Annotated in this window: 27 protein-coding genes and 1 tRNA gene; 6 read left to right on the top strand and 22 right to left on the bottom strand. The window is 69.6% G+C overall.

Features of this window, described 5'->3' with window-relative positions:
- Positions 1-271, bottom strand: a 271-nt coding sequence (locus EP26_RS19775) for an IS5/IS1182 family transposase (RefSeq protein WP_043341184.1), incomplete at its 3' end; no start/stop codon positions are given.
- A 98-nt stretch (positions 272-369) separates the two neighbouring features.
- Here EP26_RS19775 and EP26_RS35005 point away from each other — a divergent pair.
- Positions 370-528 (top strand): hypothetical protein, encoded by a 159-nt coding sequence (locus EP26_RS35005; RefSeq protein ID WP_157033634.1) that lies wholly within the window; start codon positions 370-372, stop codon positions 526-528.
- A 347-nt stretch (positions 529-875) separates the two neighbouring features.
- Here the strand turns inward: EP26_RS35005 and EP26_RS19770 are convergent, their stop codons facing one another.
- The 5 genes from EP26_RS19770 to EP26_RS19745 all read right to left on the bottom strand — a co-directional run bounded on the left by EP26_RS19770 (position 876) and on the right by EP26_RS19745 (position 6592).
- The gene (locus EP26_RS19770) at positions 876-1730 is read right to left on the bottom strand and encodes a hypothetical protein (protein WP_211259483.1); all 855 of its coding nucleotides are present in this window, start codon (positions 1728-1730) and stop codon (positions 876-878) included.
- A gap of 284 nt (positions 1731-2014) precedes the next feature.
- On the bottom strand, positions 2015-3067 hold the full coding sequence (locus EP26_RS19765; protein WP_043341183.1) for a DUF808 domain-containing protein: 1053 nt from the start codon (positions 3065-3067) through the stop codon (positions 2015-2017).
- A gap of 882 nt (positions 3068-3949) precedes the next feature.
- Positions 3950-4024, bottom strand: a tRNA-Gln gene (locus tag EP26_RS19755).
- Between the two features lie 55 nt (positions 4025-4079).
- The gene (locus tag EP26_RS19750; RefSeq protein ID WP_043341182.1) at positions 4080-4931 is read right to left on the bottom strand and encodes a 4-(cytidine 5'-diphospho)-2-C-methyl-D-erythritol kinase; all 852 of its coding nucleotides are present in this window, start codon (positions 4929-4931) and stop codon (positions 4080-4082) included.
- Entirely contained in the window at positions 4931-6592 is a 1662-nt protein-coding gene (locus EP26_RS19745; RefSeq protein ID WP_245624455.1) for a tetratricopeptide repeat protein, read from the bottom strand. Before EP26_RS19745 ends, EP26_RS19750 begins: the two co-directional genes overlap by 1 nt.
- Positions 6593-6763: 171 nt before the next feature.
- Between EP26_RS19745 and EP26_RS35000 the strand changes: the two genes are divergently transcribed.
- The gene (locus EP26_RS35000; protein WP_157033633.1) at positions 6764-6940 is read left to right on the top strand and encodes a hypothetical protein; all 177 of its coding nucleotides are present in this window, start codon (positions 6764-6766) and stop codon (positions 6938-6940) included.
- Between the two features lie 3 nt (positions 6941-6943).
- Here EP26_RS35000 and EP26_RS19740 read toward each other — a convergent pair whose 3' ends face one another.
- From EP26_RS19740 to EP26_RS19700, 8 genes are all read right to left on the bottom strand, one after another.
- Positions 6944-7576 carry a class II aldolase/adducin family protein gene (locus EP26_RS19740; protein WP_043341180.1) on the bottom strand — a complete coding sequence of 211 codons (633 nt, stop codon included), beginning with the start codon at positions 7574-7576 and terminating at the stop codon, positions 6944-6946.
- 500 nt (positions 7577-8076) lie between these two features.
- Positions 8077-10482: a PAS domain-containing sensor histidine kinase gene (locus EP26_RS19730; RefSeq protein WP_052389396.1), complete on the bottom strand. Its 2406-nt coding sequence runs from the start codon at positions 10480-10482 to the stop codon at positions 8077-8079.
- Between the two features lie 419 nt (positions 10483-10901).
- Positions 10902-12080, bottom strand: a complete 1179-nt coding sequence (locus EP26_RS19725; RefSeq protein WP_043341177.1) for a multidrug effflux MFS transporter — start codon at positions 12078-12080, stop codon at positions 10902-10904.
- Positions 12081-12112: 32 nt separating this feature from the next.
- Positions 12113-14197, bottom strand: coding sequence for a TonB-dependent receptor (locus tag EP26_RS19720; protein WP_052389395.1), 2085 nt, complete (start codon positions 14195-14197; stop codon positions 12113-12115).
- 40 nt (positions 14198-14237) lie between these two features.
- Positions 14238-14774 carry a hypothetical protein gene (locus EP26_RS19715; protein WP_043341175.1) on the bottom strand — a complete coding sequence of 179 codons (537 nt, stop codon included), beginning with the start codon at positions 14772-14774 and terminating at the stop codon, positions 14238-14240.
- Between the two features lie 28 nt (positions 14775-14802).
- Positions 14803-15090, bottom strand: coding sequence for a DUF4214 domain-containing protein (locus EP26_RS19710; RefSeq protein WP_043341174.1), 288 nt, complete (start codon positions 15088-15090; stop codon positions 14803-14805).
- 8 nt (positions 15091-15098) lie between these two features.
- Positions 15099-15701, bottom strand: a complete 603-nt coding sequence (locus EP26_RS19705; protein WP_245624456.1) for a matrixin family metalloprotease — start codon at positions 15699-15701, stop codon at positions 15099-15101.
- A 204-nt stretch (positions 15702-15905) separates the two neighbouring features.
- A complete protein-coding gene (locus tag EP26_RS19700) occupies positions 15906-16640 on the bottom strand; it encodes a maleate cis-trans isomerase family protein (RefSeq protein ID WP_043341171.1) in 735 nt (244 codons plus the stop codon).
- Positions 16641-16748: 108 nt separating this feature from the next.
- Between EP26_RS19700 and EP26_RS19695 the strand changes: the two genes are divergently transcribed.
- The 3 genes from EP26_RS19695 to EP26_RS19685 all read left to right on the top strand — a co-directional run bounded on the left by EP26_RS19695 (position 16749) and on the right by EP26_RS19685 (position 18551).
- Positions 16749-17165: a rhodanese-like domain-containing protein gene (locus EP26_RS19695; RefSeq protein WP_043341170.1), complete on the top strand. Its 417-nt coding sequence runs from the start codon at positions 16749-16751 to the stop codon at positions 17163-17165.
- A 13-nt stretch (positions 17166-17178) separates the two neighbouring features.
- Positions 17179-17646, top strand: coding sequence for a DUF3237 domain-containing protein (locus EP26_RS19690; RefSeq protein WP_043341169.1), 468 nt, complete (start codon positions 17179-17181; stop codon positions 17644-17646).
- Between the two features lie 71 nt (positions 17647-17717).
- A complete protein-coding gene (locus EP26_RS19685) occupies positions 17718-18551 on the top strand; it encodes a cytochrome c (RefSeq protein WP_043341168.1) in 834 nt (277 codons plus the stop codon).
- A gap of 65 nt (positions 18552-18616) precedes the next feature.
- Here the strand turns inward: EP26_RS19685 and EP26_RS19680 are convergent, their stop codons facing one another.
- Genes EP26_RS19680 through EP26_RS19665 form a run of 4 tightly spaced genes read right to left on the bottom strand, consistent with a single transcriptional unit; the run spans position 18617 to position 21588 of the window.
- Positions 18617-19297, bottom strand: a complete 681-nt coding sequence (locus EP26_RS19680) for an amino acid ABC transporter permease (protein ID WP_043341167.1) — start codon at positions 19295-19297, stop codon at positions 18617-18619.
- A 3-nt stretch (positions 19298-19300) separates the two neighbouring features.
- Positions 19301-19981, bottom strand: a complete 681-nt coding sequence (locus EP26_RS19675) for an amino acid ABC transporter permease (protein WP_043341165.1) — start codon at positions 19979-19981, stop codon at positions 19301-19303.
- Positions 19982-19984: 3 nt separating this feature from the next.
- Positions 19985-20725, bottom strand: a complete 741-nt coding sequence (locus tag EP26_RS19670) for an amino acid ABC transporter ATP-binding protein (RefSeq protein WP_281177101.1) — start codon at positions 20723-20725, stop codon at positions 19985-19987.
- Entirely contained in the window at positions 20722-21588 is an 867-nt protein-coding gene (locus EP26_RS19665; RefSeq protein ID WP_052389394.1) for a transporter substrate-binding domain-containing protein, read from the bottom strand. Before EP26_RS19665 ends, EP26_RS19670 begins: the two co-directional genes overlap by 4 nt.
- A gap of 172 nt (positions 21589-21760) precedes the next feature.
- Here EP26_RS19665 and EP26_RS19660 point away from each other — a divergent pair, with 172 nt between their 5' ends.
- Entirely contained in the window at positions 21761-21979 is a 219-nt protein-coding gene (locus tag EP26_RS19660; protein WP_157033632.1) for a hypothetical protein, read from the top strand.
- A gap of 17 nt (positions 21980-21996) precedes the next feature.
- Here the strand turns inward: EP26_RS19660 and EP26_RS19655 are convergent, their stop codons facing one another.
- The 4 genes from EP26_RS19655 to EP26_RS19640 all read right to left on the bottom strand — a co-directional run bounded on the left by EP26_RS19655 (position 21997) and on the right by EP26_RS19640 (position 25715).
- Positions 21997-23448 (bottom strand): porin, encoded by a 1452-nt coding sequence (locus EP26_RS19655; protein WP_052389393.1) that lies wholly within the window; start codon positions 23446-23448, stop codon positions 21997-21999.
- A gap of 208 nt (positions 23449-23656) precedes the next feature.
- The gene (gene mtnA / locus EP26_RS19650) at positions 23657-24745 is read right to left on the bottom strand and encodes an S-methyl-5-thioribose-1-phosphate isomerase (protein WP_043341161.1); all 1089 of its coding nucleotides are present in this window, start codon (positions 24743-24745) and stop codon (positions 23657-23659) included.
- A 15-nt stretch (positions 24746-24760) separates the two neighbouring features.
- A complete protein-coding gene (locus tag EP26_RS19645; RefSeq protein WP_043341159.1) occupies positions 24761-25246 on the bottom strand; it encodes a UPF0262 family protein in 486 nt (161 codons plus the stop codon).
- Complete coding sequence (locus tag EP26_RS19640; RefSeq protein ID WP_043341158.1) at positions 25239-25715, bottom strand: DUF983 domain-containing protein; 477 nt, start codon at positions 25713-25715, stop codon at positions 25239-25241. Before EP26_RS19640 ends, EP26_RS19645 begins: the two co-directional genes overlap by 8 nt.
- Between the last annotated feature and the right edge of the window lie 114 nt (positions 25716-25829).

Genomic DNA, 25829 nt, shown 5'->3' with positions numbered 1-25829 from the left:
GCACAGTCCAATCAAGGCCGGTCAGCCGCAGGAGGCTCTCGACGAAGCCAGTCGTCTGGCGCAGCGCCATGCCGAACAGCACCTTCATGGTCAGGCAGGTCTGGACAGCAGCATCGCTATAGAGGGGCTGTCGGCCCCGTTTACCGGTCGGCGCGGCTTCCCAGGTCATCTCGCGATCGAGCCAGATCGTTAGCGAGCCGCGTCGCTTGAGCCCGTCGCTGTAGGCAGGCCAGTTCCTGGTCTTGTAAGTCGGCGGTGTCGGTCTGCTCATGCCGTCCAGCTATCACGCTGGATTCACGAGATGAATCCCCCTCAGGCCATTTGTGCAACAGAGCCCCCTACAGCCCCGACCTGAACCCAGACGAGGGAGTGAACGCCGACCTCAAGCAGGCGGTCCCGCGCAAGGCGCCGGCGCGCAGCAAGCAGCAGCTGAAACGTGCGGCGATCAGCCATATGCGTAGCCTTGCCAAGCGGCCGCAGCGGATCCGCTCCATCTTTCAGCACCCGCAATTCCGCTACGCCGCGTAGTCAAGACAATGGGGGCCGCCTCAATAATGCCAGAGGTAAAAGGTGATACCGTCATGTCTGTCGTGAAGCAGCGCCAAGACGAGGCGTTCATCGCCAGGATGGATCAGACGCAGCGCGTCCCAGCGCTGCTGCGCGGCCTTACCTACAACCTCCAGCGCCTCGTTCGCCTCGGTGCTCCCGTAGAGCCTTGCGACAGAGCAAGGCGCTCTAAATTCCTCAGGAAAAGCATTTGCGCCGCCAGTCGATCTTGGCGTTATGGCCAGATTTGATGGGTTTGGGCGGTAGCAACCCTCCGGTACAGGCAATCGCCAAGTAAGGGAGAATGCATGACACGTAGCCGTTCACAGTCAGCGCCAGCCCTCGCTGAGTTGCCACTGCACGGCGAAGGCGATCTGGAAGTTCGGTGAGTTCCGGTTGGTCCCGGCACCCGCAGCCAAGCCAAGCACTGTTCCGCTTTGCAACCTGTGGCGTATCCCTGCCTGGACTATGCTGTAATCCCGGTCTCCGCGCTCCTGCTGCTCCCGCGCATAGGTCAAGACCAACGCCGTGTCCCGGGACACGGCCTGCCCGACTGAGGCGTTGATGAGGAAGCGGTTCGGCCGCTCTCCCGGCTGGGGGTCGATGCGTGCCACCCATCCGAGGTTGACATGAAGGCCAAGCGGCCGGTCCCTTTCCCGAAAGGTCTTGCCAATGAGGGCCACGGCTTCGGTTTCGTAGCCCGTTCTGCCTGGTCCGTAGAGCGTCCGTACCCGCCCGAGCAGGCCCACCGCCGGCGAGCCGCTCCGGCCGTCGCTGAGCTGGTACAAAGCGCCGAGCCGCGTGGCGCCACCCCACAATGCTCGGCCTGCATCGTCCGTACTGCCCGAAAGGTCTGCCACGGTACCCAGCTTGCGCCGGGTTTCAAGGTTGCCGTAGGCGCCGGTCTGCCCGAGGCGGAGTTCGAGACCTGGGACAAGGCCCATCTCGAACTCCGCCTCCACGCCCCCGGTGTCGCGGACGCGGCCGCGCCGAGCCCGCTCATAGGACCCAACAAAGCCGACCTCCGCAGCGCCGGGAGGGGCGGCGATGGGATCGGTGATCTCGAAAGGGTCGTCCGCCAGCTCGATCGGCTCGTCCTGAGCCACCGCGGACGGGACGACGGCCACGAACAGTGGCAGCAAGACCACCGCATGGGCGAGAGCGGGTAGAAAGCGGTAAAGCATCGGGACTCCCGGTGATGGAGGCGCCTGTCGCGCCGGGGATGCCAAGCTTGATGGTTGAACCCGGGACGGTATCCCCCGTTCCAGAGACGCTGCCGGTCCCGGCAGGGGGCAAGGCAGGAGCTACCCTGGGCGGGCTTGCAGGCGAAGGCCTTCCCGGTGCCGAGTGTAGCGATCGGTCTTTGGCGCCAGGCCTGGCGCGGGGTGGAGCGGAAGGTGCAAATCCGCCTCGGACCCTCTCCCTATTCAACCCTAACAGACCCTGCCGGCAGCGTCGGCATTCCCCATCAGTCGCTCGCCGCTCCGTGTCTCTTCGGCTCCTGCCGGAACAGGCCGAGCAGCGGCGACACCACAAATTGCACAATGGGGATCAGTGCTGCGCCGACTACCAGTCCCACCACACCCGAACCCGCCGCCGTCACCAACCATTCCACGGCACCCGCAACCGCTGGCACCGCGTTCGCTGCCGCGACGGCGGCGCCGTGGGTGGCGTGCTCGACCTCCGGCAGGCCGTAGCCCGCCAAGCCATGCACGATGATGCCGCCGCCCACCCACACCATCGCCGCCGTGCCCACGATTGCCAGCACCTTGAGGAACCAGGGCATCCCGACCACCAGCCCACGCCCGATCGCCTGCGTCACCGGCCGCGCCGCGAGGTCGGCGCCGCTGGGCTGGCCGATCCGCCGGCGGAAGATCGCCGAGATCGGGCGCTCGCCGGCCGCCATTGCCAGCCCCGCATCGTCCGCCTTCACGATCAGCGCCACCACGGCGTAAACGCCCACCGTGATGCCGATGCCTACGACCGCCAGCACCACCGCCTGCTCCCACAGCGGCACGTCGGGTAGGGTACCGAGCGTGATCGCCATGATCTCGGCCGACAGGATGAAGTCGGTGCCGATGGCGCCGCGCACCTTGGCATCCTCCAGCGCCTTGGGGTTCTCCGGCGGTGCCAGCACTACCGCTTCGTGCTGGCTGGCTCCGTGCGGCGCCACCGCGTGCCAGACCTTTTCCGCTCCCTCGTAACAAAGATAGGCCCCACCCAGCATCAGCAGCGGCGTGATCGCCCAAGGCGCGAACAGGCTCAGCAGCAGCGCCCCGGGGAGGAGAAACAGAATCTTGTTCTTGAGCGACCCCCAGGCGATCCGTGCCACGATCGGTACTTCGCGCGCCGCGGTGAAGCCCACCACATAGCGCGGCGTCACCGCTGCGTCGTCGATCACCACGCCCGCGGCCTTGGCGCCAGCCTTGGTCGACTGCGCCACCACGTCGTCCAGCGAGGCCGCCGCGACCTTGGCCAGCCCGGCGATGTCGTCCAACAGCGCGATCAACCCTGTGCTCAAGCGAAACTCCCCTGTGGCGCGGGTGCGCGACCATCATGAACGGTCTGTAAGCTCACTGTGCCCTTAAGAGTTCGCGTCGAAAACGTCCGGACCGGGTCGCCATCCGCTACCTGGCGCGTTTTTCTGCCTGACTAAGTCGCTTGTGACCCTGCGCAATGCATGGCGGTGTTCCAATGTTGCCCTGGCATGAAGGCAGTGGATATGCCGAAGGCGCTGTCGGTCGACTTGCGGGAACGCGTGGTGGCGGCGATCGCGGCGGGGTTGTCCTGCCGGGCGGCGCTGGTGCGGGAGGCGGCTCGGTCGCGCCAGGACCGCTAGGCGGGGACCGACGCTCGGCGCTGATCGACGCGCATGCGGCGCTGATCCTTCGCCTTGTTGGCCAGAAGTCGGACATCACGCTGCGGGAGATCCGGGTCGAGTTGACCAAGTCTGTGTGTCCGGTGGTATTGGCACGCTCTGGCGCTTCCTCGACCGGCGCCGGATGACATGGAAAAAAGTCCGCCCACGCCGCGGAGTAGGACCGCCCGGACATCTTGAGGCGGCGCTGGGCCTGTTCGAGGCGCAGCTTGATCTCGACCCGGACCGGCTGGTGTTCATCGATGGTTCGAAGCACTGCTTCGAACGGGGTTTCGACCAACATGGCTCGCACCCATGGTTGGGCACCCCAAGCTTCACGGCAAGCACCAATCGCCGCTCCCGGACCTCCATCCGTACTGCCAAAATGCCATTGGGAGGCGCGGGCGCACTTTGGCCGCCCGATACCGCCTGACCGGCGTCTTCATGTACAACCAAGGATACGCCGCCGCGTGTCAGGCCAGAAGCCCGGGGCTTTTGCGACCACCGGCCCGAAAACCCCCAAATCGCTGCGACAGGCTGACCGGGTGGTTGGGGCGCCAGGATTCGAACCTGGGAATGGCGGTACCAAAAACCGCTGCCTTACCGCTTGGCTACGCCCCAGCGGCGGCGCACTGGATAGGGCCGGGACCTCGCCGCGTAAAGCCCTAAGCGCGCTTCAAGCGGCCCGATGCAGCGGTCCCGCCGCATGCCACCAGCCACCCGGCAGGGCCGGCGCCGCCGCCTCCGCCGCCTCGGGCGTGGCGAAGAGGCCGAAGCAGGTTGCCCCGCTGCCGCTCATCCGTGCGAGCAGGCAGCCCGGCAGGGCACGGAGCGCGGCCAGGACCTCGGCGATGGGCGGGCAGAGGCGGATCGCCGGCGCCTCCAGGTCGTTGCGTAGCATCGCGAGATCGCGCGTCATGGCCGCTGCATCGGCCCAGGCGGCGGGCAGGGTGGCAGGCGGGGCGAAGCCGCCTTCCCGCGCCCGGAACACCGCCGGCGTCGCCAGCGCGAGGCCGGGATTGACCAGCAGCAGCCCGCAGGACGGAAGGGATGGGGCCGGGGAGAGCAGCTCGCCCACGCCCTGCATCCGCATCGGGCGGGAAGCGAGGCAGACCGGCACATCCGCCCCGAGCCGCTCGCCGATCTCCGCCAGCCGCGCTTCGCCGAGGCCCAGCCCCCAAAGCCGGTCGAGCAGCCTCAGCGCCGCCGCTGCATCGGCCGAGCCGCCGCCGATGCCGGAGGCGATGGGCAGCCGCTTCACCAGCCGCAGCGCCGCGCCGCGGTTGCAGCCAGCCGCCTCCGCCAGTGCCCGCGCGGCACGCAGCACCAAGTTGTCCTCCTCCGCCGCCAACCCCGCGCCAAAGGGGCCGTCGAGGGCGAGCGACAGCCCCTCTGCCGGCTCGGCCGCCACCTCATCCGCCGCTGGGCCGAAGACGGCGAGGCTGTCGAGCAGGTGGTAGCCATCCGCCCGCCGCCCGGTGACGTGCAGGTAGAGATTGACCTTGGCGGGCGCGGATTCGGCCGGCATCAGCGCTGCGCGGTGGAGGCGGGGTAGCCGGGCAGGCCGTCGCGCAGCTTCTGCTGGATCTTCGGCACCTCGGCCGGCTCCGGGTCGAGGGCCAGCGCCCGGCGCCACTGGAACTGCGCCTCCCGCTGCCGGCCCGAAGCCCAGTAGGCATCGCCCAGATGATCGTTGATGACGCTGCTGCGCGGCTCCAGCTCGACCGACTTCTCGAGCCAGGTCACCGCCTCCGGCAGGTTGCCGAGACGGAACAGAACCCAGCCCAGGCTGTCGGCGATGTTGCCGTCCTGCGGCCGCAGCTCCGTCGCCTGCAGCAGCATGGCCTTGGCACGGTCGAGGTTCTTCCCCTGCTCGGCCCAGCTGTAGCCGAGATAGTTCAGCACATAGGGCTGGTCCGGCGAGAGCTCGAGCGCACGCAGCAGATCGGCCTCTGCCGCCGCCGCCTGGCCGGAGCGTTCGCGGGCGATGCCGCGGGCATAGAAGAGCGGCCAGTCCGCCGTATCGACCGGCCCGCTACGGGCCAGCGCCTGGTCATAGGCCTCGGCCGCCTCGGCAAAGCGCTCGCGCCGTCGCAGCAGATCGCCGAGCCGGGTCGGGGGCTGCGGCAGGGCCGGGTTGGCGGCGGCGAGCTGGCGCAGCAGGGCCACCGCCTCATCCGTCCGGTTCAGTTTGTCGAGCAGGTTGGCGCGGCGGAGCGCGATCACCGGCGCCAGCGGATCGTCGGTGGCAACCTGGCCGAGTGCGGCGAGCGCTGCCTCCGGATGGTTCTGGTCGGCCACCGTATCGGCGGTCAGCACCAGCGCCGGGGCGAAGCCGGGCCGCAGCCGGAGCGCCAGCTGCGCCAGGATCAGCGCGAAGTCGTTGGACCCCTGGCCGCGCAGCGCGCTGGCGAGCGCGGTATAGGCCTCGGCGATGCCATCCGCAGGCGAGGCGACGCCGCGGGCAGCCAGCGCCAGCCGCCGGTTGGCCGGGGCGGCGGCGAGGGCGGCATCCTCGCTGCTGGCCACCACCCCGTCCATCAAGCGGTTCGCCTCGTCGGCGCGACCGGCGCGGCTCAACACCCCGGCGGCGAGCACGGCGAGGCGCCAAGGCGGCTGCGGCTGGTCGGCGATGGCAAGGCGGGCAAGCCGCTCCGCCTCGCGTGGCTTGCCGGCGAGGTCGGCGATGAGGGCGGCGTGCAATGCGTTCAGCGCGCGCAGCCGGTTGGCCTCGACCAGCGGGCGGAGCGTCGCCTGCGCTTGGTCGACCTGGCCGCGGCCGAACTGCACCCAGGCCAGCAGCACCGGCTGGAGCACCTGCACCGGCCCGCTGCGGCCGAGGGCACGGAGGCGCTGCTCCGCCTTGTCCCAACGGCCGCCCTGGACGTCGCCGCCGGCGAGGAGCAGGTTGGCGGCCGGGTTGTCCGGCAGGCGGCGGGCCAGGCGGTTGGCCTCCGACCGTCCGTCGAGCAGCGTGGCAAGGAAGGCGCGGTTCAGCACTTCCGGCTGGTCCGGGTCGGCCTTCAGCGCCTCGAGCAGGCTGTCGGCAGCGGTCCTGGTATCGGTCTCGGCGGCGGCGAAGCGGCCGGCGAGGTAGGCGCCGAAATCCGGCTGGCCGGACGGGCCTGAGCCGCTGCGCGGGCCGCTGGCGGCACAGGCGGAAAGGAGCGCGGCGGCCAGGAGGGCCAACCGGGACGGGGGACCGGGGAACTGCATCGGCGCCGAAGCTAGAACAGAATGCCGCGCGGCGGTATCGCCCCGTGGCACGGGCGCCGCAGTCGGCGATTGTTTCTGCCTTGCTTCAGGGCGGACTCGTCATGAAAGCCTCCCAATCATGTCGGCGAAGGGAGAGAAAACATCATGCACATCAGGCTCTTGCTCGGGCGGTTGGACACGGCGCTGGCCGGCACCATGCCGGCTGCGGCGCAGAACCGCTTCAACCCGGTGAACAGCACCGGCCAGACCATGCAGCGCGTCGCTGTCTCACCCTCCTGGGTGAGCAGCAGGGGGTTGGGACCTGCTCGATACGCGAACTGAATTTCAGGTAAGCCGGCCGTAGTCGCCGAATTGGGCGAAGACCTCACGCAATTCGGCCTCGGTCAGCAGCACGGGCGGCAGGCCGGCGGCACGGAGGGCGAGGTATTGTCGCGCCAGGTTTTCCACCTCCATGGCCAGGGTCCGGGCGCCGGCCAATGTGCGCCCGAGCGCGACGGCTCCATGATTGGCGAGCAGCGCCGCGCGCCGTCCTTCCAGCGCCGCAACGCAGGCCTCGGCCAGCGCCGCCGTGCCGAAGGTCGCATAGGCCGAGCAGCGGATATCGGCCCCGCCGCCGAGCGCGATCATGTAGTGGAAGGGCGGGATCGGCTGCCGCGCGCAGGACAGGGCAGTGGCGAAGGGGCTGTGGGTGTGCACCACCGCCCCCGCCTCCGGCCGCGCTGCATAGACCGCCGTATGCAGCCGCCATTCCGATGAAGGGCGGCGATGCCCGGCGAGCACGCTGCCATCGAGGGCGACTTCGACCAGGTCCTCAGGTCCCGTCTCCACATAGGGCAGGCCCGCCGGGGTGATGAGGCAGCCGCGCGCCGTCCGCACCGAGAGGTTGCCCGACTTGCTCGGCATGAAGCCGAGCGCATCCAGCGCCCGCGCCGCGGCGATGATCTCCTTTGCGGCCATGCCTCACCCTGCCTGCTGCCCGGCGCATGAAAGCAGGCCGCGCGGTGCGGTTGAAGGCTCCGCCTGCGGATTGGGCATCGCGGTGGCCGGTGCCCTCGGCATGCAGCCGGCCATGCGGTCGGCCTGCTGGCGCCTGACCCGATGGCGGCTGGCCGCAAGGGGGAGCACTTCGAAGAAGGAATCGGCGGTCGTCTCGCAGCCGGGTACTCCGACGCTTGGCTCCGTTCCGGTGGCGCCGGAAGGTCGCTTCGATGGTGCGATGCGGGTTCGCCTGTGGCACCGCGGCAGCGCCGGCCGGACGTCCTCGATGAGCTGCGCGAGCCCGTGCCACCAGGTGTCTGCGAGAACCATGCAGGGCGTCGCCCGGATGCCCGCGCGAGGCGTGCCATGGATCCGGTCCATGCCTTGGGCCGCTCCCGGCGGCGCTGATGCCGCGCCAAGGTTAAAATTTGCAGAAGTGCCGCGAGGACCCGCCTCGCTTCCGCCAACGCGCGGGGATGTCAATCCTCGCTTCCACCTTTGGCAATGAGGCGCTGGCGAACGATATCCTGCTCGGTCTCCCGGCCGTGACGTGCCGCTCGGGTAAAGCCGTCCTCGGCATGGCTTGCGGCGAACCCGTCCCCGTCGTCCCGCGCCTCCGCCCCGCCGGCGCCCCGGAGCGGCACGGTGATCTCGCAAACGACACCGCCCACCTCCCAGGTCAGCGACGCCTCGCCGCCGAGCTGGCGGCGGATCGTGTCCTCGATCACGCGCGACCCGAAGCCGCGGCGCAACGGCGGCCCGCCGACGGCAGGTCCGCCGGCTTCGGCCCAGCGCAGCCGCAATCGGCCCGGCAGGCTGTCGTCAAGGTGCCACGAGACCGCGACGCGGCCTGCAGCCACCGAAAGCGCCCCGTACTTCACCGCATTCGTCGCCAGCTCGTGCAGCGCCATTGCGACCGGCTGTGCCGCCCCGGGTGGCAGCAGCACCGACGCGCCATTCAACTCCATACAGGGGCCGACTTCGCTCACGAAGGGGGCCAACTCCCCTTCGACCAAGGTGCGCAGATCGGCCCCGCGCCAGCGATCCTGCGCCAGCAGCGTTTGCGCCCTCGCCAGCGCCGAGACGCGCCCCAGTGCAATCCGCTGGAAGGCCGGCACGTCGGACGCCCGCGTCAGCCTCAGCGCGGCCTCCACCACGGCCAGCACGTTCTTGGCCCGGTGGTCCACCTCGCGCATCAACAGCGCCCGCCGCTCCTCCTCCGCCTTGCGCGCTGTCACGTCGAGCACCAATGAGGCGGTCCGGCCTGGCTCGACGGGGTAGGCGATCACCTCGTACCAGCGTCCAAGCGGGGCAACGTAGCGCTCGATATGCGCCGCCTGGCCCGTCTCAGCGACCTGAGCCAAGGTCCCGACCCAGAAGGCTACCTCATCCGCCGGGAAGATCTCGCTCCCGCGGCGGCCGACCGTGGCCTCCCGCAGCAGGCCGGTCTGCCGCTCCCAGGCGGGATTGACCTCGAGGTAGCGAAAGTCCACGGCCCGCCCATCGGCATCGTAGACCAACTCGTCCACCTCAACGCCTTCCTGCATCCGCCCGAACAGCCCGCGCCAGCGCGCCTCGCTCTCGCGCAGTGCCGCCTCGGCCTCCTTACGGTCATGGATGTCGACCGAAGCCCCGAACCAGCGGGCGATCTCGCCGGTGCCGGGGTGCCGGTAGGGCTCGCCACGGACCAGGAACCAGCGGTACTGGCCGTTCTTCGAGCGAATGCGGTGCTCGACCAGGAAGGTGCCGCCAGTCCGCCGGGCCTCCTCGAACCGCATCATCGTCAATCCTGCGTCTTCAGGATGAACGAAGTTGGCCGCAACCTCCGCCGCCGTCGTCGGCTCGTAGGGGGCGCCGGTGTAGTCCGACCATTGACGATTGAAGAACTCTGTCCGTCCCTCCGCATCGGTGATCCAGATGATCTGCGGGACAGCGTCGGCCATCACCCGGAAGCGTGTCTCGCTTTCGCGCAGGGCTTCCTCCGCCTGCCTGCTCTCCGTGACGTCGCGCGTCGTCCCGGCGACGGCCTCCACCCGGCCCTCCGCGTCGAGAACCGGCACGAAGATGTAGTCGTAGATCCGGCGCCCAAAGGTCCCCGTGAACGGCACCTCGCCCCGGATCGGCTGCCTGGTTGCGATGACCTGCTCGATCTCGCGGTCGTGCATGGCCGCGTGCCAGTCCGGGTAGTCTAGCTCAAGGCAGGTCTTGCCGATCGCCTCATCCCAGGTCCGGCCCCACATCCGCAGCAGGCCTTCGTTGGCGTAGATGAAGCGGTGGTCGAGATCGAAGACGTAGGCGAGGTCCGGGGTATTCCCCAGGATGGCCTCGTAGAGGCGGCGCTGGCGCTCGCGCTCGGTCTGGCTGCGGCGCAGTTCCCGCTCGCTGCGGGCCCGGAGCGCTTGCTCGGCGAGGACTTTTTCGGTGGTCTCGATCGCCGAGCAGTAGATGCCGGCGATCTTGCCGGCCTCGTCGCGCAGCGGCGTCCAGGAGAACGTGAACCAACTCATCGGCAGGCCAGGCCGGCCCGCCAAGGCAACAGGCTTGTCGACGAAGTGCTGTGCCTCGCCGGCCATCGTCGCGGCGGTCATTGGCCGGTATTCCGGCCAGATCTCCGCGAACAGTTCCGTATAGGGCTTGCCGAGACCCGTCGGATGCTTGTTGCCGAGAATGGGAATGTAGCCGTCATTGAAGATGGAGATGAGTTCGGGGCCCCAGGCGATGTAGACCGGCTGGCGCGCGGCGAGCATCAGGTCGACCGCCGTCCGCAGGCTCTGCGGCCAGCGCCCGATCGGCCCGAGCGGCGTCGCCGCCCAGTTGTGGGCGCGGAGGCGATCGGCCATCTCGCCTTGCGCGGCGGGGAAGCCGGGCCAGGTCTCAGCGTCCATCGGCCCGTCCCCGACGCGACGCCTTGGCGTGCGGAACCGAAGGTGGATTCCGGTCGCGTTCCGTCTCCTTGAGGGGGCGCAAGGCGGCGCCGCCCATCCCGCCCGCGCTGCGGTAGCGGCCTGTCGCACCCCCCCCTTGGGCGAGGGCCGCGAGTTCCGAGGTGACCGATACGTTCATCGTCGTCGGGGAAAGCATCCACCCAACACTAGGGATGGATAGGACACATGCCAATCTTGCCCAAACCGCCGGAACGGTTGGCGACCGCCCAGCTGGAACCCCCGACCTAAGCAATTTGCCCGATCGAACAAACGGCCAGAGCGGCTTCTATGAGCCAAGGCGAACGCAAGGGACAGGTAAGCCAGTGAGAACGATGGCTGGTGGCCTGGAACGGAATCCGAAGCATTTCGCGGCCAGGACACTAGCGTCTCCGCAGGGCGATGCGGAAGGCGAGTTGCGCGAGCAAGCTAGCTCCTGCCAGCACCGCCGAGGCAGCCAGTGCCGGGTCCGGTCCCAGCCCCGCCAGCGCCGTGCAGAGCGCACCGACCCCCATCTGCGCGAAGCCGTACAGGCCCGAGGCGGAGCCGATCACCTTCGGGTTGACGCTCACCGCCCGCGCCAGCGCCGCCGGGCTCGCCATGCCGATGCCAAGGGTGAAGACCAGCATCAGCCCGAGCATCGGCACCAGGCTGAGCCGCCCCGCCAGCACCATCCCGAAGAAGCCTAGCGCCGCCGCGCCGCTCAGCGCATTCGCCCCGAGCAGCAGCCGCTCCGTGCCAAAGCGTGCGACCAGCCGCCCGGTCATCAGGTTACCGGCCGCCATGCCGAGGATGATGAGGCCGAGGCAGAGCCCCACCTCCTGCGGCGGCCGGTGCAACTCTCCGGTCAGGATGAAGGGCGCCGCGGCGACGAAGGCGTAGAAGGAGGTCGTCGCACAGCCCCCGCCGATGGCGAGGCCGAGGAAGGCGCGCGAGCCGACCAGCGCCCGGTACTCGCGCCCCAGCAGGCGCGGGTTCACTGGCCCGGCGCGCCCGCCCGTCTCTGGCAACAGCCGCCAGCAGAGGGCGATGCCTAGCGCCCCCATCGCCGCCAGCAACAGGAAGATCGCACGCCAGCCGAGGGTCGCGGCCAGTGCCCCGCCCAGCACCGGCGCGAGGCCCGGCCCGACCAGCATCATGAGCGTCAGCAGGGCGAGGCGCCGCACCGTCTCGTCCGGCCCCGCCGTGTCGCGCACCATGGCCCGCCCCAGCACCAGCCCGGCGCAGCCGCCGAGCGCCTGGAACAGTCGCGCCACCACCAGCGCCCCGGCATTCGGCGCCAGCGCCGCCGCCAGCCCGGCCAACGCATAAATGGTGAGTCCCGCCATCAGCACCGGCCGCCGCCCCAACGCATCGGCGAGCGGCCCATAGGCGAGCTGCCCGAAGGCGAGGCCGAGGATGTAGAGGCTGATGGTCATCTGCATCGCCCCGGCTCCGGCGCCGAGGTCGCGCCCGGCCTCCGGCAGGGCCGGCACGAAGATATGCATCGCCATCGTGCCGCTGAGGGTGATGAAGGCCAGCAGCCAGAGGGGCGGTCGCTTCGGCTGCGCGGTTTCGGCCATGGGGGAAGCCTAGCTCCCACCCGCCGCTGCCGCTAGAAGTTGCGGCTCAGCCCGGCGAAGACGCCCCGCCGCACCCCGTATTGCGGCGCGCCGAGCCCGATGCCCGTGCCGTCGCGCAACTGGTAGATCGAGTCGAAGACGTTGATCAGGTCGATCCGCGCCGTCCACCGCCCGCGATCCGGCCCGGTGAATTCCTGGCTCAGCCCAAGATTGAACGTCGCATAGGGATCGACCTTCTCCGTCGCCGCGAAGCCCTTCCTAAGCCCGCTGCCATAGAGCATGGAGGCGGAGAGCCGCCCGCCCTCCCAAGCGTTCCAGATCGCCCCGGCCGACCCGGTGATGAGTTGGTCGTGGTCCGTCCGCACATACTTGCCGGCGATATAGGCCAGCTCATCCGGCTCGATGGCGAATTGCCCCGAGCGCAGGTCGCGCCCGACGGAGCGGCTCAAGGCCAGGTTGGCATAGGCCAGCCAGCGGTCGCCGCGCCAGTTGCCGGAGAATTCCACGCCATAGACGCGGCCCTGGCGGAAGTTGAATGGCGTGAAGATCGGCGCCGCACCGAACTGGCCGAAATCCAGCAGGTCGCGAACGGATTTGTAATAGGCATCGACGCCGAGCGTCAGCCGTGGCCCGATGCGCTGCGAGATGCCGACATCGAAGCGATGGGCGCGCTCCGGCCGGGCGAGGCCGTTCTCCAGGCTGAAGGGCGCTGCCGTCGTGCCCTCGTACCGGGTGATGGCGCCTGCCTGCACCAGCTCGAATTGCGGCGGGGTGAAGGTGCGCGCATAGCCGGCATGGATGGTCGTCGTGTCGCCCGGCTTCCAGACCAAGTTGACGCGCGGCGAGAGCTGCCCGGCGGTAACGAACTGCACCATCTGGTCCCAGCGGACGCCGAGATTGAGCGTCAGCCGCGGCGTGATCCGCCACTCGTCCTGCACATAGCCGCCATAGAGCCAGCCGGTGCGCCCGTAGCGGTCGCCGATGGTGAAGGGATCATCCACTGGCGCGCCATCGGCATCGAGGGGCAGGGCGGTGGTGGTGCTGCGGAACCGCGCGCGCTCGCCCTGCGCCTGGACGCCGATTCGGATGGTGTGGTTCGCCGCGACTCGCCAGGCCGCATCGCCCTGCACGCCCATCGCCATGCTGGCGCGGAAGACATCCGCCGCGCTGCCGTTGAACACCGTCTCGCCCACGGTGCTCGGCACGTAGTGGATGGAGGAATAGCGCACGAAGGGCGCGATCTGGACATCGACATCGCCATAGGACTTCTGCAAGGCGGCGACGCCGTACCAGTTGCGCTCCCATTGCCGCGCGCGCAGATCGGCGCTGTCGAAATCGGAGGCGCCGAAGGCGGTGAAGGCCGGCTCCTGCCCCCGCGTCACCGGAATGCGGAACCGGCTGAGCGAAGTGCCAGCGATGAGCGAGAGCCGCGTCGTGTCGTCGAGCTGCCGCGCCGCATAGGCCAGGCCGCGGGTCTGCTGCGTGTTGCCGTTGATGGCGCGCCAGGAGCTGGTCGGGTTGTCGATGCCCTGGTCGCTGCGCAGGAAGCTCCCAGCGACGAAGACATCCCATGGCCCGACGAGGCCCGCCCAACTTGCATGCGGCTGGATCGTACCACGTGCCCCGCCATAGACGCCGATGCTGCCGCCCGGGTCGAGCGCGCCCGTCCGCGTCTCGAGATCGATCACCGCATTGGTGCGGAAGCCGAACTGCGCGGGCAAGGCGCCCGTCAGCACGGAGACGCTGCGCAGCGACCGCGCATCGAAGACCTGGGCGAAGCCGCTGATCCCTTCCGGCAGCTGCACCCCGTTCAGCCGGTATTGCAGGTTGCGATGCTCGCCGCGGATATGGATGTCGCCAAGCCCGTCCTGCACCACGCCCGGCGTTTGCAGCAGGATCTGGTTGAGCGGCTGGTTCGCGCCGCCCGGCAGGCCCTCGATGGTCTCCCGATCTACCGTCACCTCGCGCGCGCCGAAGCGGGCGAGGATGCCCTGCCGCGCGGCGGCGGCGCGCTGCGCCTCCACCACCATCTCCGGCAGCACTGCCACGGGCGCATCCTGCCCAATGGCGGGGACGGGGGCGAGCAGGGCGATGGGCAGCGCAAGGGTACGTCTCATAGGGAGACGTTATGTTATAACATCCCTTACGGCAAGATGCTCAGTCGAACAGAACCCCATCCACGCTGACGGTCATCCAGTGCTGCTCCGGAAGCCCTTCGGCGAGCGCCACCAGCAGCCCCAGCGCATCCAGCCCAGCCGCCAGCTTCGCCGCCCAGGGCGCCAGCTCCGCCGCGCTCGGTGCATGGCCCAGACCGTGCTCCAGCAGCAGCGGCAGCAGCGCCGCCGGCGCCATGTCCTGCATCTCGGAGGCTTCAAGGAATTGTACCGCCAGCTCCAGAGCCGACGCGCCCTCAGCCATCAGTGTGGTCCATTGCGTCCATGCCTCGGGCGACGGCGCGTGGCCGAGAGCGAGGCGATAGAGTCCCGCCACCTCCTCCGCCGTGCCACGCACGTCCCAAAGGCCGGCGGCGAGGTCCGCCGCCGTCGCTCGCCGCGCCGCCCAGCCATCAGCCAGATCGACCAACGCCTGCTCCCGGCTCGCCCCGCCGGCGAGGGCATCGAGCACGTCCCAAGCCAGGTCCGGCGCGCCGAGATGCGAGGCCACCAGCCGGGCGAAGCCCGCATCGTTCAGCACGCCGTAGAGATCGGTGAATTCCCGGCTGTTAAAGGAGGCCCGCCGCGACCGAAGTCGCTGCCGCCCCCTGCTCCAACGCCAGCGTCCAATGGGCAAGGCCGGTCGTATCCGGCAGCCGGTCCAGCGCCACGCGATAGAGCCGCATGACCAGCGCCGCCGGGTCGTCGGCATCCATCACCACCTGCCCGTCGGTGAAGGCGATGACCTCGATTCCCTGCAGATAGTCGGTGCCATCGGGCGCCGCGACGGTGCCGGCGGCGGTGTTGACCACCACTTGGCTGCTGGCATGGTCGTAGCGCGCCACATCCCGCCCCATGCCGCCGATCAGCGTGTCATTGCCGCACCGCCGACCAGCGTGTCATCGCCGGCGCCGCCGATGAGCGTATCGTCCGCGGCTCCGCCCCTCAGCAGGTTCGGCAGGTCGGTGCCCTGGATGCGGTCGTCGCCCGCCGTCCCCGTGCCATGCACCGCCCCGTCCTGCCAGGACCAGGCGAGGCCTTGCGTCCGCTCCGCCGCCTCCGTCCCGTAGAGTGTCTCCGCCGCCGCCTGGTCGAGCGGCCGCGGCGCGCCCGGCTGCGGCAGGCGGCCGCTGACATCCGCCATCACCGTCAGGTCGCGCGTCGCCCCCGGTACCTCGTCCGGGTGGTCGAGGCCGATCGCATGACCGATCTCGTGCAGCAGCACGGCGAAGCCGACCCGCGTCGCGCTCGGCGCCAGCGCATCGCTCCTGAACAGGTTGAGGCTGAGGACGATGTCTCCATCGCCGGGTCCCGTCGCCTGGCCGAGTACGCCGAAGCTCATCGTCTCCAGCCGAAAGCGCAGGTCGATCCCGGCCCCACCCAGCGTATCCGGCACTTCGAGGAAGGAAAGCCCCGTATCCGCCGCCCAGCACGAGAGCGCTAGCCGTGCCGCCGCCTGCTGTTGCAGGTTGAAGGCCCCCAGCCGTCATCCTCCAGGCGGTTTCCGATGTCGTCCAGCCCGTCATGCGCGAAGCTGTAGGTGAGCAGCAGCGGGCGACCGCTGCGCCAGGGCTCGGCACGGAGAAGGATGCTGGAATCGGGCGTGCTCCTGCCGGAATGAGTAAGGCCGGCGTTAACTCGCCATTCACTAAAAAAGAGATTTTTAATATTTTTAAGACAATTCACCGAGACTGAAGAGCTGCCCCCAGGGCGCCAGCCCCGCCCCTCGCGCCCCGGCTGTCCGCAGGGCGCCCCAGAGCGCCACGGCGATGCTGTCCAGCACCGGGATGCCCGTCTCCGCCTCCAACGCCGCGGCGGCGCCAGCCCCACGGAAATTGGTGCAGTGGATGGTGATCGCCTCCGGCTTCGCCTGCGCGACCTCCCGCACCAGCCGCGCGACCAGCTCTTCCGTGTGCTCGGCGAAGCTGAAATTGCCAGGATCCTCCAGGTGCCGCTCCGCCACCACATCGAGCCCGTCCTCGGTCCAGCGCGCGACAATCGCTTGCTGCACCGTGCCGAGATAGGGCGTCACCAGCCCGATCCGCCGCGCGCCCAGCAGGGCCAGTGCTTCCATCAGCGCCAGCGTCGCCGTCACCGCCGGTATGCCAGTCGCCCGGGTGATGGCCTCGCAGATCGCCCGATCCTGCTCCAGCCCGAGCCAGGCGCCGGAGGTGCCGTTCCAGCAGATCGCATGCACCTTGGCATCCGCCAGCAGCCCCGCCGCCTCCAGCATCGGCCTTGCGTCGAATTGTGCTCGCGACCCGGCATCGAGCCCGATCGCCACCACCCGGATCCGGGCGAAATGCGCCGTCACCCCTGGCAGCCCGGCGAGCATCGCCGCCGTCACCGGCTCGAGCACGGTGTTGGAGGAGGGGGTGAGCATGCCGAGGCGGATCGGGGCGTCCATGCCGGAATGGTCGGACCTCGGGCCGGGCCGGTCAATCGGGAAGCTGGATTGCCCTCCGCCGGCAGGCCGCCCATGCTCCGCCCGAACCCCGTGCAGAGGAGACGCCGCATGCCCGGTGTGCCCGATATCCGCCCCCGCGACACCTGGGAGACGCTGGTCCAGGACCCCGCCGCCATCCTCATCGATGTCCGCACTGACGCGGAATGGAATTTCGTCGGCCTGCCAGACATCACCGAGACGGGCAAGCAACTCCTGCTCATCCCCTGGCAGGTCTATCCCTCCATGCAGGTGAACGGCGCCTTCGCCGAGCAGATGCGCAAGGCTGGGCTGACGGCGGAGAACCGCCTCTACTTCATCTGCCGCTCCGGCGTCCGCAGCCTCGCCGCCGGGCAGGCTGCGCAGAGCATGGGCTTCCCGCATGCCTTCAACGTCGCCGACGGCTTCGAGGGCCCGCCCGACGAGGAGGGGCATCGCGGCCAGCTCGCCGGCTGGAAGGCCGAGGGCCTGCCCTGGCGGCAACGATAAGGAGGACAAGGCCATGACACCCCTGCCACTGATCGGCGAATTCCTCTTCCGCGCCACCCTTACGGTCGGCGCACCCCAGCCTGTGGGCGCGACACGGACCGGCGATCTCCGCATCGTCCCCGTCACCGGCGGCCGCATCGAGGGCCCGGCGCTGACCGGCGAGATCCTGCCCGGCACCGCCGCCGACTGGCTGCGCGTCGATCCGGACGGCACGGCGCATATGGATGTGCGGCTGACCGTCAAATCCGCCGAAGGCCACCACATCTTCATGCATTACAGCGGCATCCGCACCGCGGCGCCCGAGGTGCTGGCGCGGCTGAATGCCGGCGAGGCGGTGGACCCGGCCGAGTACTATTTCCGCACCGCCATCCGCTTCGAGACCGGCGCCGCGCCGCTTGCCTGGCTCAATCGCATCCTCGCCATCGGCATCGGCCAGCGGCCGCCGAGCGGGCCGACCTACGATGTCTATGCCGTGAAGTAGATGACCGCCGCACCGGTTGCGCCGGTGCATCGTCCTTGCTCTCCTGGCCGGACCAATAGGGAGGCGGAAGGATGCGGTTCTGGCTTGGATGGGGCCTGGCCCTGCTGCTCGGCGGCCAGGCCCTGGCACAGGAGGCCGCCCTGCTGGAGCGCGGCCGCTACCTGGTCGAGGGGATTGCCGCCTGCGGCAACTGCCACACGCCGAAGGGCCCGTCCGGCGAGGTGCCGGGCATGGCGCTGGCCGGCGGCCTGGTCATCGAGGAGCCGGGGCTGTTCCGTGCCGTTGTCCCCAACATCACGCCCGACACCGAGACCGGCATCGGCCGCTGGACCGATGCGCAGATCGCGCTCGCCATCCGCGAGGGGCGGCGGCCGGATGGCAGCCTGATCGGCCCGCCCATGCCGATCGAACTCTACCGCGGCATCGCCGACCGCGACCTCGTCGCCATGGTCGCCTATCTCCGCAGCGTGCCGCCGGTGCGGAACGCGACAGGGAAGTCGAGCTTCCAGATCCCGCTGCCGCCCTCCTACGGGCCGCCGGTCGGGACCGTGTCGATGCCGGCCGACAATCCGGTTTCCCGCGGCGCCTATCTTGCCGGGCCGCTCGGCCATTGCATCGAATGTCACAGCCCGATCGGGCCCGACGGGCGGCGCGACTGGAGCCGGGCGGGCACCGGCGGCCCGCCGATGGCCTCGCCGCTGGGGCAGGTCGTGCCGCGCGACATCACTCCGAGGGCCATCGGTGACTGGACCGAGGCACAGATCTTCCGTGCCATCACGCAGGGCATCTCCGCGGACGGTCACCAGCTCAGCCCGCCGATGGCCTTTGGCTACTATGCCCGCGTCAGCCCCGACGACCTCTCGGATATCGTGGCCTATCTGCGGACACTGCCCAGCGGACCTTAGTCATCTGTCCGCCCAGGGGCACCACCCACGAACGGACGGGATGAGCAGGCGGCTGACGGCGGGGACTACCGCCGCCCAGCCATCTGCCGGTTCTCCAGCCGCGAGAGCAGCCGCACCACCGGCCAGAGCAGGATGAAGTAGATCACCGCCGCCGCCATGATCGGCGTCGCGTTGTAGGTCACGCTCTGCGCCTGCCGCGCTTGGAAGAGCAGTTCCGGCAGCGCCACCACCGAGGCGATGGAGGTGAGCTTCACCACCTCCAGCGTGTTGGAGATGAGGTCCGGCAGCACATTCCGCACTGCCTGCGGCAGCACGACATGCGCCATCGCCTGCGCCGCGGTGAGGCCGGTGCAGCGCGCCGCCTCCACCTGCCCGCGCGGCACGCTCTCGATGCCGGCGCGCAGGATCTCGCCGTAATAGGCGCCGGTATTGAGGAAGAAGCCAATGGCCACCGCCGTCAGCGCCGTGACCTCGAGCCCGGCGAAGGGCAGCCCGGCATAGACGAAGACCAGCAGCACCAGCGGCGGCAGCGAGCGGAACAGGTCCACCCAGGCGATCAGCGGCCAGCGCACCCAGCGGCTGTGCACCGTGCCGAGCAGGGCGAGGATCAGCCCGCCGAGGAAGCCGAGCGGCACCACCACGACCGAGAGCAGCAGCGTGTTGAGCAGCCCCGCCCAGAGGATCGGCCAGGCCTGCTGCAATATCTCGAGCGAGAAGAAGGCCTGGAGGAAGTCATCAAACGACATGGCTCAACGCTTCCAGGCGAAGCGCGTCTCGACCCAGCGGCCGAGGATCACGACGGGCAGGAACAGCACGAGATAGGCGACCGCCCCGAGCGTCAACGGCGTCGGGTTGAAGCTGAAGGAGACGCCCGCCTGCGCCGCGCCCAATATCTCCTGCACCGCGACGACGGAGGCCAGCGCCGTCCCCTTGGTGATGGCGATGGTGCGGTTGGTCAGCGGCGGGATCACCATCCGCACCGCCTGCGGCAGCACGACCAGGGTGAAGGTGTCGAGGAAGCCAAGCCCCGTGCTCCGCGCCGCTTCCCACTGGCCCTTGGGCACGGCGGTGATGCCGGCCCAGAAGATCTCCTCGGTGAAGGCCATCAGCACCAGCGAGAGCGCCAGCCAGGCCGCCGCGAAGCCGGAGAGCGACAGCCCCGCCGCCGGCAGCCCAAAATAGAGCAGCGCGATAATGACCAGCGGCGGCAGCGCCCGGAACAGGTCGACAACGAAGATGATCGCCCAGTTCAGCACCCGGATGCCGAGGCTCCGCAGCACCGCCAGCGCCAGCCCCGCCGCGACCCCGGCCAGGATGATGCAGGCGGCGAGCAGGATGGTGAGCCAGAAGCCCTCGATGATCTTCGGCAGGTACTCGGCGGCCACGCGCGCGTTGAAGAAGCTGTCGAGGAAGCGGTCCCAATTGGTCACGGGTCAGTGCCGCTCGATCTGGCCGATGAAGGCGCGCGTCCGCTCCTGCTGCGGGTTGCCGAAGATCGCCTCGGGCGGACCCTCCTCGACGATGCGCCCGCCATCCATGAATACCACCCGGTCCGCCGCCGCGCGGGCGAAGCCCATCTCGTGGCTGACGACGACCATGGTCATCCCACTCTCCCGCAGCTCCCGCATCGCCTGGAGCACGCCGCCGACCAGTTCCGGGTCGAGCGCCGAGGTTGGCTCGTCGAACAGCATCACGCGAGGCTCGAGCGCGATGGCCCGCGCGATGGCGACGCGCTGCTGCTGCCCGCCCGAGAGCTGGCCCGGGTAATGCCCGGCACGGTCCGCCAGATGCACCCGCTCCAGCGCCTGCCGCGCCCGCGCTTCCGCCGCCGCCCGCGACATCCCCTGCACCCGGCGCAAGGCCAGCGCCACATTCCCGAGCGCCGTCATATGCGGGTAGAGGTTGAAGGACTGGAAGACCATCCCGATCCGCTGCCGCGCCTTGTTGATGTCGGTGCGGCGGTCGAGCATGTCGATGCCGTCCACCGTGATGCTTCCGTCGCTTGGCTCCTCCAGCCGGTTGAGGCAGCGCAGCAGCGTCGACTTCCCGGAGCCGCTCGGCCCGATGACGAAGACCAGCTCGCGCTCCCGCACCGCGAGATCGACGCCCTTCAGCACATGCAGGCCGCCGAAATACTTGTGGACGCCGCGCGCCTCGACGATCGCGGCGCTCACCCGCAGGCCGCGCGCACCGGCGTCGCGTCATAGCCCGGCAGGCCGGGCGGGCCATATCCGGGGAAGGGGACGCGCTCCGCATCGTCCTCCTTCGGTGCGGCGCCGAACCACTTCTCGGAGAGCCGCGCAATGGTGCCGTCCTTCTTGAGGCATTCGATCGCTTCCTCAAGCTGCGCCCGCATCGCCGTGTTGTCCTGCCGCGTCGGCGTCCCCCAGTGGAAGCGCGTGCCGGGCAGCGCGAAGTCGGCGATGAACTGCGGCGTGCGCGCCGCCGAGTACTTGATCACCGTGTTGCCCGAGAGGTTGGCATAGGCCCGGCCCTGCAGCACCGCCTGCACCGCATCCGGCTGGCTGTCGAAGGCGAGCAGCGTCAGCCCCAGCCGCTCGGCGTTGTTGCGCACCCATTGCTCATAGGGCGTGCCCTTGTTCACGCTGACCGTCTTGCCGCGCAGGTCCTCTTCCGAGCGGATCGGCGTGGTGCCGCGCCTGATGCCGAATTGCAACTCGGTCCAGAGATAGCCCTCGGTAAAGAGCAGGCTGCGCGCCCGCTCCTCCGTCACCGTTACGGGCGCGCAGAGGAAGTCGTAACGGCCCGCATTCATCGCCGGGATGAGGCCGGAGAAGCTGGCGCTGTCGACGACGAGCTGCCGCCCCAGCCGCTTCGCCACGGCATCGAACAGGTCGATCTGGAAGCCCTGCACCCCGCCCTGGAGGCTCGGGAAGGCATGCGGCGCGAAGGTGCCATCCACCGCGCAGCGCAGCGGCGGCTGGCTGCCGGCAGGCGCCCCGACGGTGGTCTGGGCGAGGGCCGGCGAGGCCAGCAGGCCGGCGCCCAGCAAGGCGGCGAGGAAGGCACGGATCATGGATGAGGGGCTCCCGGCAGGCGACGGGGCGGCACGATCCCGCATTCCTTGCTGCGGCGCAACCGGGGGGCTTGCCACGAAATCGCCCCACGGCCGGCCAGAAGCTGCCAAGGCTCGGGTGTTCTTATCGTCACACGGGCCGCATGGCCCAGGACGAATGGAGCAACAGAGCATGCAACGGATCGCCTGCAGCCTGATCGGTGCCTCCCTGGCCGTGATCTCGGCCTTGGTCGCCCTGCTGCTGTCCGATGCCTTCGCCCCCGGCCGCGTGCCGCCGATGCTGGCTTTCTGGGCGGCCTGCGGCGCCGGTGGCATGCTGATCGCGGGGCTGATGATGCTGGAGCGCACCAGCCGGGACCGCCACCCGGTCCCGGCCCTCTACGGCCGCTGAGGCCGTCGCGGCACGGATCAGAACGCCATCTGCGACCGCAGCCCGATCGTGTGGAAGCGGTCGCCGATCTGCTGGGTGCCGGCGGTGTTCAGCCGGTCCACGTTGACGATGTTCCAATCGAGCATGAAGCGCAGGAAGTTGGTCGGGTACCAGGACAGGCCCAGGCCCACCACCTCCTGCCGGCCGCCATGGACGCCGCCAGTCGCCGCCTGCGCCTGGCCGCGGGTGACCTTGTCGTTCAGGTCGGCGACGCTGTAGCGGGCCATCAGCTCCCAGGCACCCCAGCCGCCGCCGCTGAAGTCAAAGGGGCGCGCGGGGTTGGGCCGGCCAAAGGCGGCGGAGGAGGTGCTGTAGCGCCGCGGCTCGCCGGTCATGACCCAGCTCGCCTCGACATAGCCGCCATCGAAGGTCAGGTCGGGCCGCAGCGCGCCGCTGGCCTGGGCCTGCGCCACATTGATCTGCTGGTACTCGCCTTGCAGCATGAAGTTGCGCCAGCGCACGCCGAACTCGGGGCCCCAGGCGCTGGCATTGTCGGCCGCCAGGTTCCCGGTATCGATCAGCCGGGTGGAAGGATCGCCGGCGCGCCATTCCGGCCGGTCGCGCAGGCGGAGCGTCTGGCCATCCGCCTGCCGCCGCAGGTCGAAGGCGTAGGAGCCGGTGATGCCGACATGCAGGTCGGTGTCGGCATCGGTGTAGGGCCGGCCGGCCACGCGGCCGACGAAGCCGGTTTGCCCGCTGGTGGCCTGGGTGGTGCTGTTCGAGCCAGCGACGTCGCCGGTGAAATAGCCGGCGGCAAACCAGCGATTCGCCGCCCAGCGTCCGCCGACCGAGGCACGAGCGTCACCGGCCGTGATGTTGCGGGCGATCTCCATGATGCTCGGCCGCTCGAGGAACAGGAAGTCGTTCGAGCTCATGGAATCGGCCAGGCCGTAATAGGGCTTGTAGTAGCCGACCGTCAGCGCCAATGGCCGGATCGGCGTCCAAGTAAGGTTGGCCTCGTAGAGCGACGGCGTGCCATCGGGCGAGCCGCCGAAATCGGGCGTCACGCTCAGCAGCAGATCGTCGTACTTGAAGCCGAAATACAGTCGGCCGCGGCGAAGGTTCTCGCCGAAGGAGTTGAGCCGTGGCGCTCCCGCGGTGCGGTCGCCCTGGAGAGCGCCACCGATGTCGTACTGGAATTGCGCGCCGAGATAGGCGCTGAAGCGGCCGTCGGCGGAGGTGATGGTCGGCCGGTTGCTTGGGAAGCCGATGCGCACCTGGTCGGCCGGCGGCTGCGCGGTGACACGCGGCGCGGCCTCGACCTGACGCTGCGCGGTTTCGATCTGGCGCTGCGCGGCCTGCGCCTCGGAGCGGGCCTGCGCGGCGTCCTGCTTGGCCGCCCGGGTCTCGGTCTCGCGCACCTGCATGTCGCGCCGCATGCGGGTCAACTCGCCCTGCAACGACCGGATCTGCCGCTCGATCGCTTCCATCCGCGCAGCATCCTGCGCCCGGGCAGGCTGTGCCGCCACCGCAAGAAGAACACTACCTGCTGCCAGAATTCGGGCCTTACGCATCATCCACAACCCCCAAGCCATGCGGCGGCGGACCATGCCGCCGCCGTATAGCCGGAGGATGATGTTCAGGTTTCAGGTCGGCTACAATTCAGCCTGGGCCGGATGAAGCAGCTTGCCCGGTTTTCTATTGTTCGGTGAATTCCGGATACATGGCGGTGAGCCCTGCCTCGCTGGCTTCGCACCGCCCGCGCTCGGTGATGAGCCCCGTCACCAGCCGTGCCGGTGTCACGTCGAAGGCCGGGTTGGCCGCGGCGCTGCCCTCGGCGACGACCCGCACCGTCTCGATCCGTCCATCCGCGGTGCGGCCGGTCAGCTCCGTCACCTCGGCCCCGCTGCGCTCCTCGATCGGGATTTCGGCCACGCCGTCCCGCACCCGCCAGTCCAGCGTCGAATGCGGCAGCGCCACCCAGAAGGGGATGTCGTTGTCCCGCGCCGCCAGCGCCTTCAAATAGGTGCCGATCTTGTTGGCGACGTCGCCCTGCCGCGTCACCCGGTCGGTGCCGACGATGCAGAGATCCACCTCGCCATGCTGCATCAGGTGCCCGCCGGCATTGTCGGCGATGACGGTGTGCGGCACGCCATGCGCGCCGAGTTCGAAGGCGGTCAGCGCCGCGCCCTGGTTGCGCGGCCGGGTCTCGTCCACCCAGACATGCACGTCATGGCCCGCGTCATGCGCCATGTAGATCGGGGCGAGCGCCGTGCCCCAATCGACGGTTGCCAGCCAGCCGGCATTGCAATGGGTCAGCACATTAACCTTGCCCTTCCGCGCCGCGACCTCGGCGAGCAGCGGCAGCCCATTCTCGCCGATGCGCCGGCAGGTCTCCGCATCATCGTCGGCGATGGCCGCCGCTTCGGCGTAGGCCGCCTCCGCCCGCGCCTCGACGGGCAGGTTGTGCAGCGCCGCCCGCTGCCGGTCGAGCGCCCAGCGCAGGTTGATCGCCGTCGGCCGGGTCGCATTCAGCGCGGGCAGCACCTGGTCGAGCGAGGCAGGGTCGCCCCGCATGGCCAGCGCCACGCCATAGGCGGCGACCGCGCCGATCAGCGGCGCCCCGCGCACCTGCATGGAGCGGATCGCATGCGCCGCCTCCTCCCAGGTGGTGAGGCGGAGGATATCGACCGACCAGGGCAGCCTGGTCTGGTCGAAGATGCGGATGGACCAGCCATCATCGGGGTCCACCCAGACGCTGCGATAGGGGGTGCCGTTGATCTTCATGGATGAGAGTGCCTGCTAAATCCGCTGGTGCAGCGCGCAGACCAGGGTGAAGAGCCGCCGCGCCGTTTCGAAATCGAGGCCGATCCGGCCCTCCAGACGCTCTTCCAGCAGCGCCGCGCCCTCGTTGTGCAGCCCGCGCCGGCCCATGTCGATGGCCTGGATGCGCGCCTCGTGCCCGCCCTCGCTGACCGCCTGCTCGTGGCTCTGGACGATCATGTGGTAGTCCTTGATCAGCCGCCGAAAGGGCCCGAGCGCCAGCGCCACCGCCCGTACCGGGGTATCCGCTTCGTCGCGGATATCGAAGACCAGCCGCCCATCGCGCACGCAGAGATTGAGCACGAAGGGCCCGCCCGGCACCCCATGCGGGTCGAAGCTGTTCCCGGCCAGCAGGTCCTGCACGGCCTGGTGCCGGTCCGCCTCGGCATAGGCCGAGGGGAGGGGGCTGGCATCCGGCAAGTCCAGCCGGGCGATGCGCCGCGCCGGCGTTTCGTCCTCAGGCATTCCGGTCGGGCAATCCGTGCAGCGGGGGTGCCGCCGCGGCCGGCGCCTCCTTCTCGTCGTCATCATCCTCGACCGAGACGATCCCGAGCGTGCTCATCCACCCCACCACCGCGCCCTTGATGGGCCGCAGCAACAGGATGCAGAGGATGGTGAAGAGAGGCAACCAAATGACCATGTGAAGCCACATCGGCGGCTCATAGGCCTTCTCCACCCAGAAGACGGGCGGCACCAGCAGGTGTCCGACGAGGAAGATGACAAAGTAGGGCGGCGCGTCATCCGCCCGCAGCCGGGCAAGCGGAGCGTGGCAGTTGCTGCATTCCGGCACCAGCGTCAGGTAGCCGGCGAAGACCCGGCCGACGCCGCAATAGGGGCAGCGGTTGCGGACGCCACGGCCGAGTGCCGTGCCGAGCGGCGCCGGTACGAAGCGCGGCGCCTTGTCGCCGCCGGAGGTCGTCGCGTCCCACCGCATCGGGCTGTCCTTTTCCATGCCCGGCAGAGCGCCGTAGCCCCGCCCCGCGTTCCCAGGCGATAAGGCATGCCACCGGAACGGTCCCGCCGTCCCGGGAACCGCCCCCTGCCCGGC

This window comes from Belnapia moabensis DSM 16746, assembly GCF_000745835.1.
In the GTDB taxonomy this organism is placed as follows: Bacteria; Pseudomonadota; Alphaproteobacteria; order Acetobacterales; family Acetobacteraceae; genus Belnapia; species Belnapia moabensis.
The sequence above is the reverse complement of the archived record's forward strand: the minus strand, read 5'-3'. Positions and strand labels throughout refer to the sequence as shown.

Excerpts from the sequence above, each read along its gene's own strand:
- EP26_RS19770 (WP_211259483.1), bottom strand. The coding sequence starts at position 1,730 with ATGCTTTACCGCTTTCTACCCGCTCTCGCCCATGCGGTGGTCTTGCTG.
- EP26_RS19750 (WP_043341182.1), bottom strand. The coding sequence starts at position 4,931 with ATGCCGGCCGAATCCGCGCCCGCCAAGGTCAATCTCTACCTGCACGTC.
- EP26_RS35000 (WP_157033633.1), top strand. The coding sequence starts at position 6,764 with ATGCACATCAGGCTCTTGCTCGGGCGGTTGGACACGGCGCTGGCCGGC.
- EP26_RS19740 (WP_043341180.1), bottom strand. The coding sequence starts at position 7,576 with ATGGCCGCAAAGGAGATCATCGCCGCGGCGCGGGCGCTGGATGCGCTC.
- EP26_RS19730 (WP_052389396.1), bottom strand. The coding sequence starts at position 10,482 with ATGGACGCTGAGACCTGGCCCGGCTTCCCCGCCGCGCAAGGCGAGATG.
- EP26_RS19725 (WP_043341177.1), bottom strand. The coding sequence starts at position 12,080 with ATGGCCGAAACCGCGCAGCCGAAGCGACCGCCCCTCTGGCTGCTGGCC.
- EP26_RS19720 (WP_052389395.1), bottom strand. The coding sequence starts at position 14,197 with ATGAGACGTACCCTTGCGCTGCCCATCGCCCTGCTCGCCCCCGTCCCC.
- EP26_RS19710 (WP_043341174.1), bottom strand. The coding sequence starts at position 15,090 with ATGGGGCGGGATGTGGCGCGCTACGACCATGCCAGCAGCCAAGTGGTG.
- EP26_RS19700 (WP_043341171.1), bottom strand. The coding sequence starts at position 16,640 with ATGGACGCCCCGATCCGCCTCGGCATGCTCACCCCCTCCTCCAACACC.
- EP26_RS19695 (WP_043341170.1), top strand. The coding sequence starts at position 16,749 with ATGCCCGGTGTGCCCGATATCCGCCCCCGCGACACCTGGGAGACGCTG.
- EP26_RS19690 (WP_043341169.1), top strand. The coding sequence starts at position 17,179 with ATGACACCCCTGCCACTGATCGGCGAATTCCTCTTCCGCGCCACCCTT.
- EP26_RS19685 (WP_043341168.1), top strand. The coding sequence starts at position 17,718 with ATGCGGTTCTGGCTTGGATGGGGCCTGGCCCTGCTGCTCGGCGGCCAG.
- EP26_RS19680 (WP_043341167.1), bottom strand. The coding sequence starts at position 19,297 with ATGTCGTTTGATGACTTCCTCCAGGCCTTCTTCTCGCTCGAGATATTG.
- EP26_RS19665 (WP_052389394.1), bottom strand. The coding sequence starts at position 21,588 with ATGATCCGTGCCTTCCTCGCCGCCTTGCTGGGCGCCGGCCTGCTGGCC.
- EP26_RS19660 (WP_157033632.1), top strand. The coding sequence starts at position 21,761 with ATGCAACGGATCGCCTGCAGCCTGATCGGTGCCTCCCTGGCCGTGATC.
- EP26_RS19655 (WP_052389393.1), bottom strand. The coding sequence starts at position 23,448 with ATGGAAGCGATCGAGCGGCAGATCCGGTCGTTGCAGGGCGAGTTGACC.
- mtnA (WP_043341161.1), bottom strand. The coding sequence starts at position 24,745 with ATGAAGATCAACGGCACCCCCTATCGCAGCGTCTGGGTGGACCCCGAT.
- EP26_RS19645 (WP_043341159.1), bottom strand. The coding sequence starts at position 25,246 with ATGCCTGAGGACGAAACGCCGGCGCGGCGCATCGCCCGGCTGGACTTG.
- EP26_RS19640 (WP_043341158.1), bottom strand. The coding sequence starts at position 25,715 with ATGCGGTGGGACGCGACGACCTCCGGCGGCGACAAGGCGCCGCGCTTC.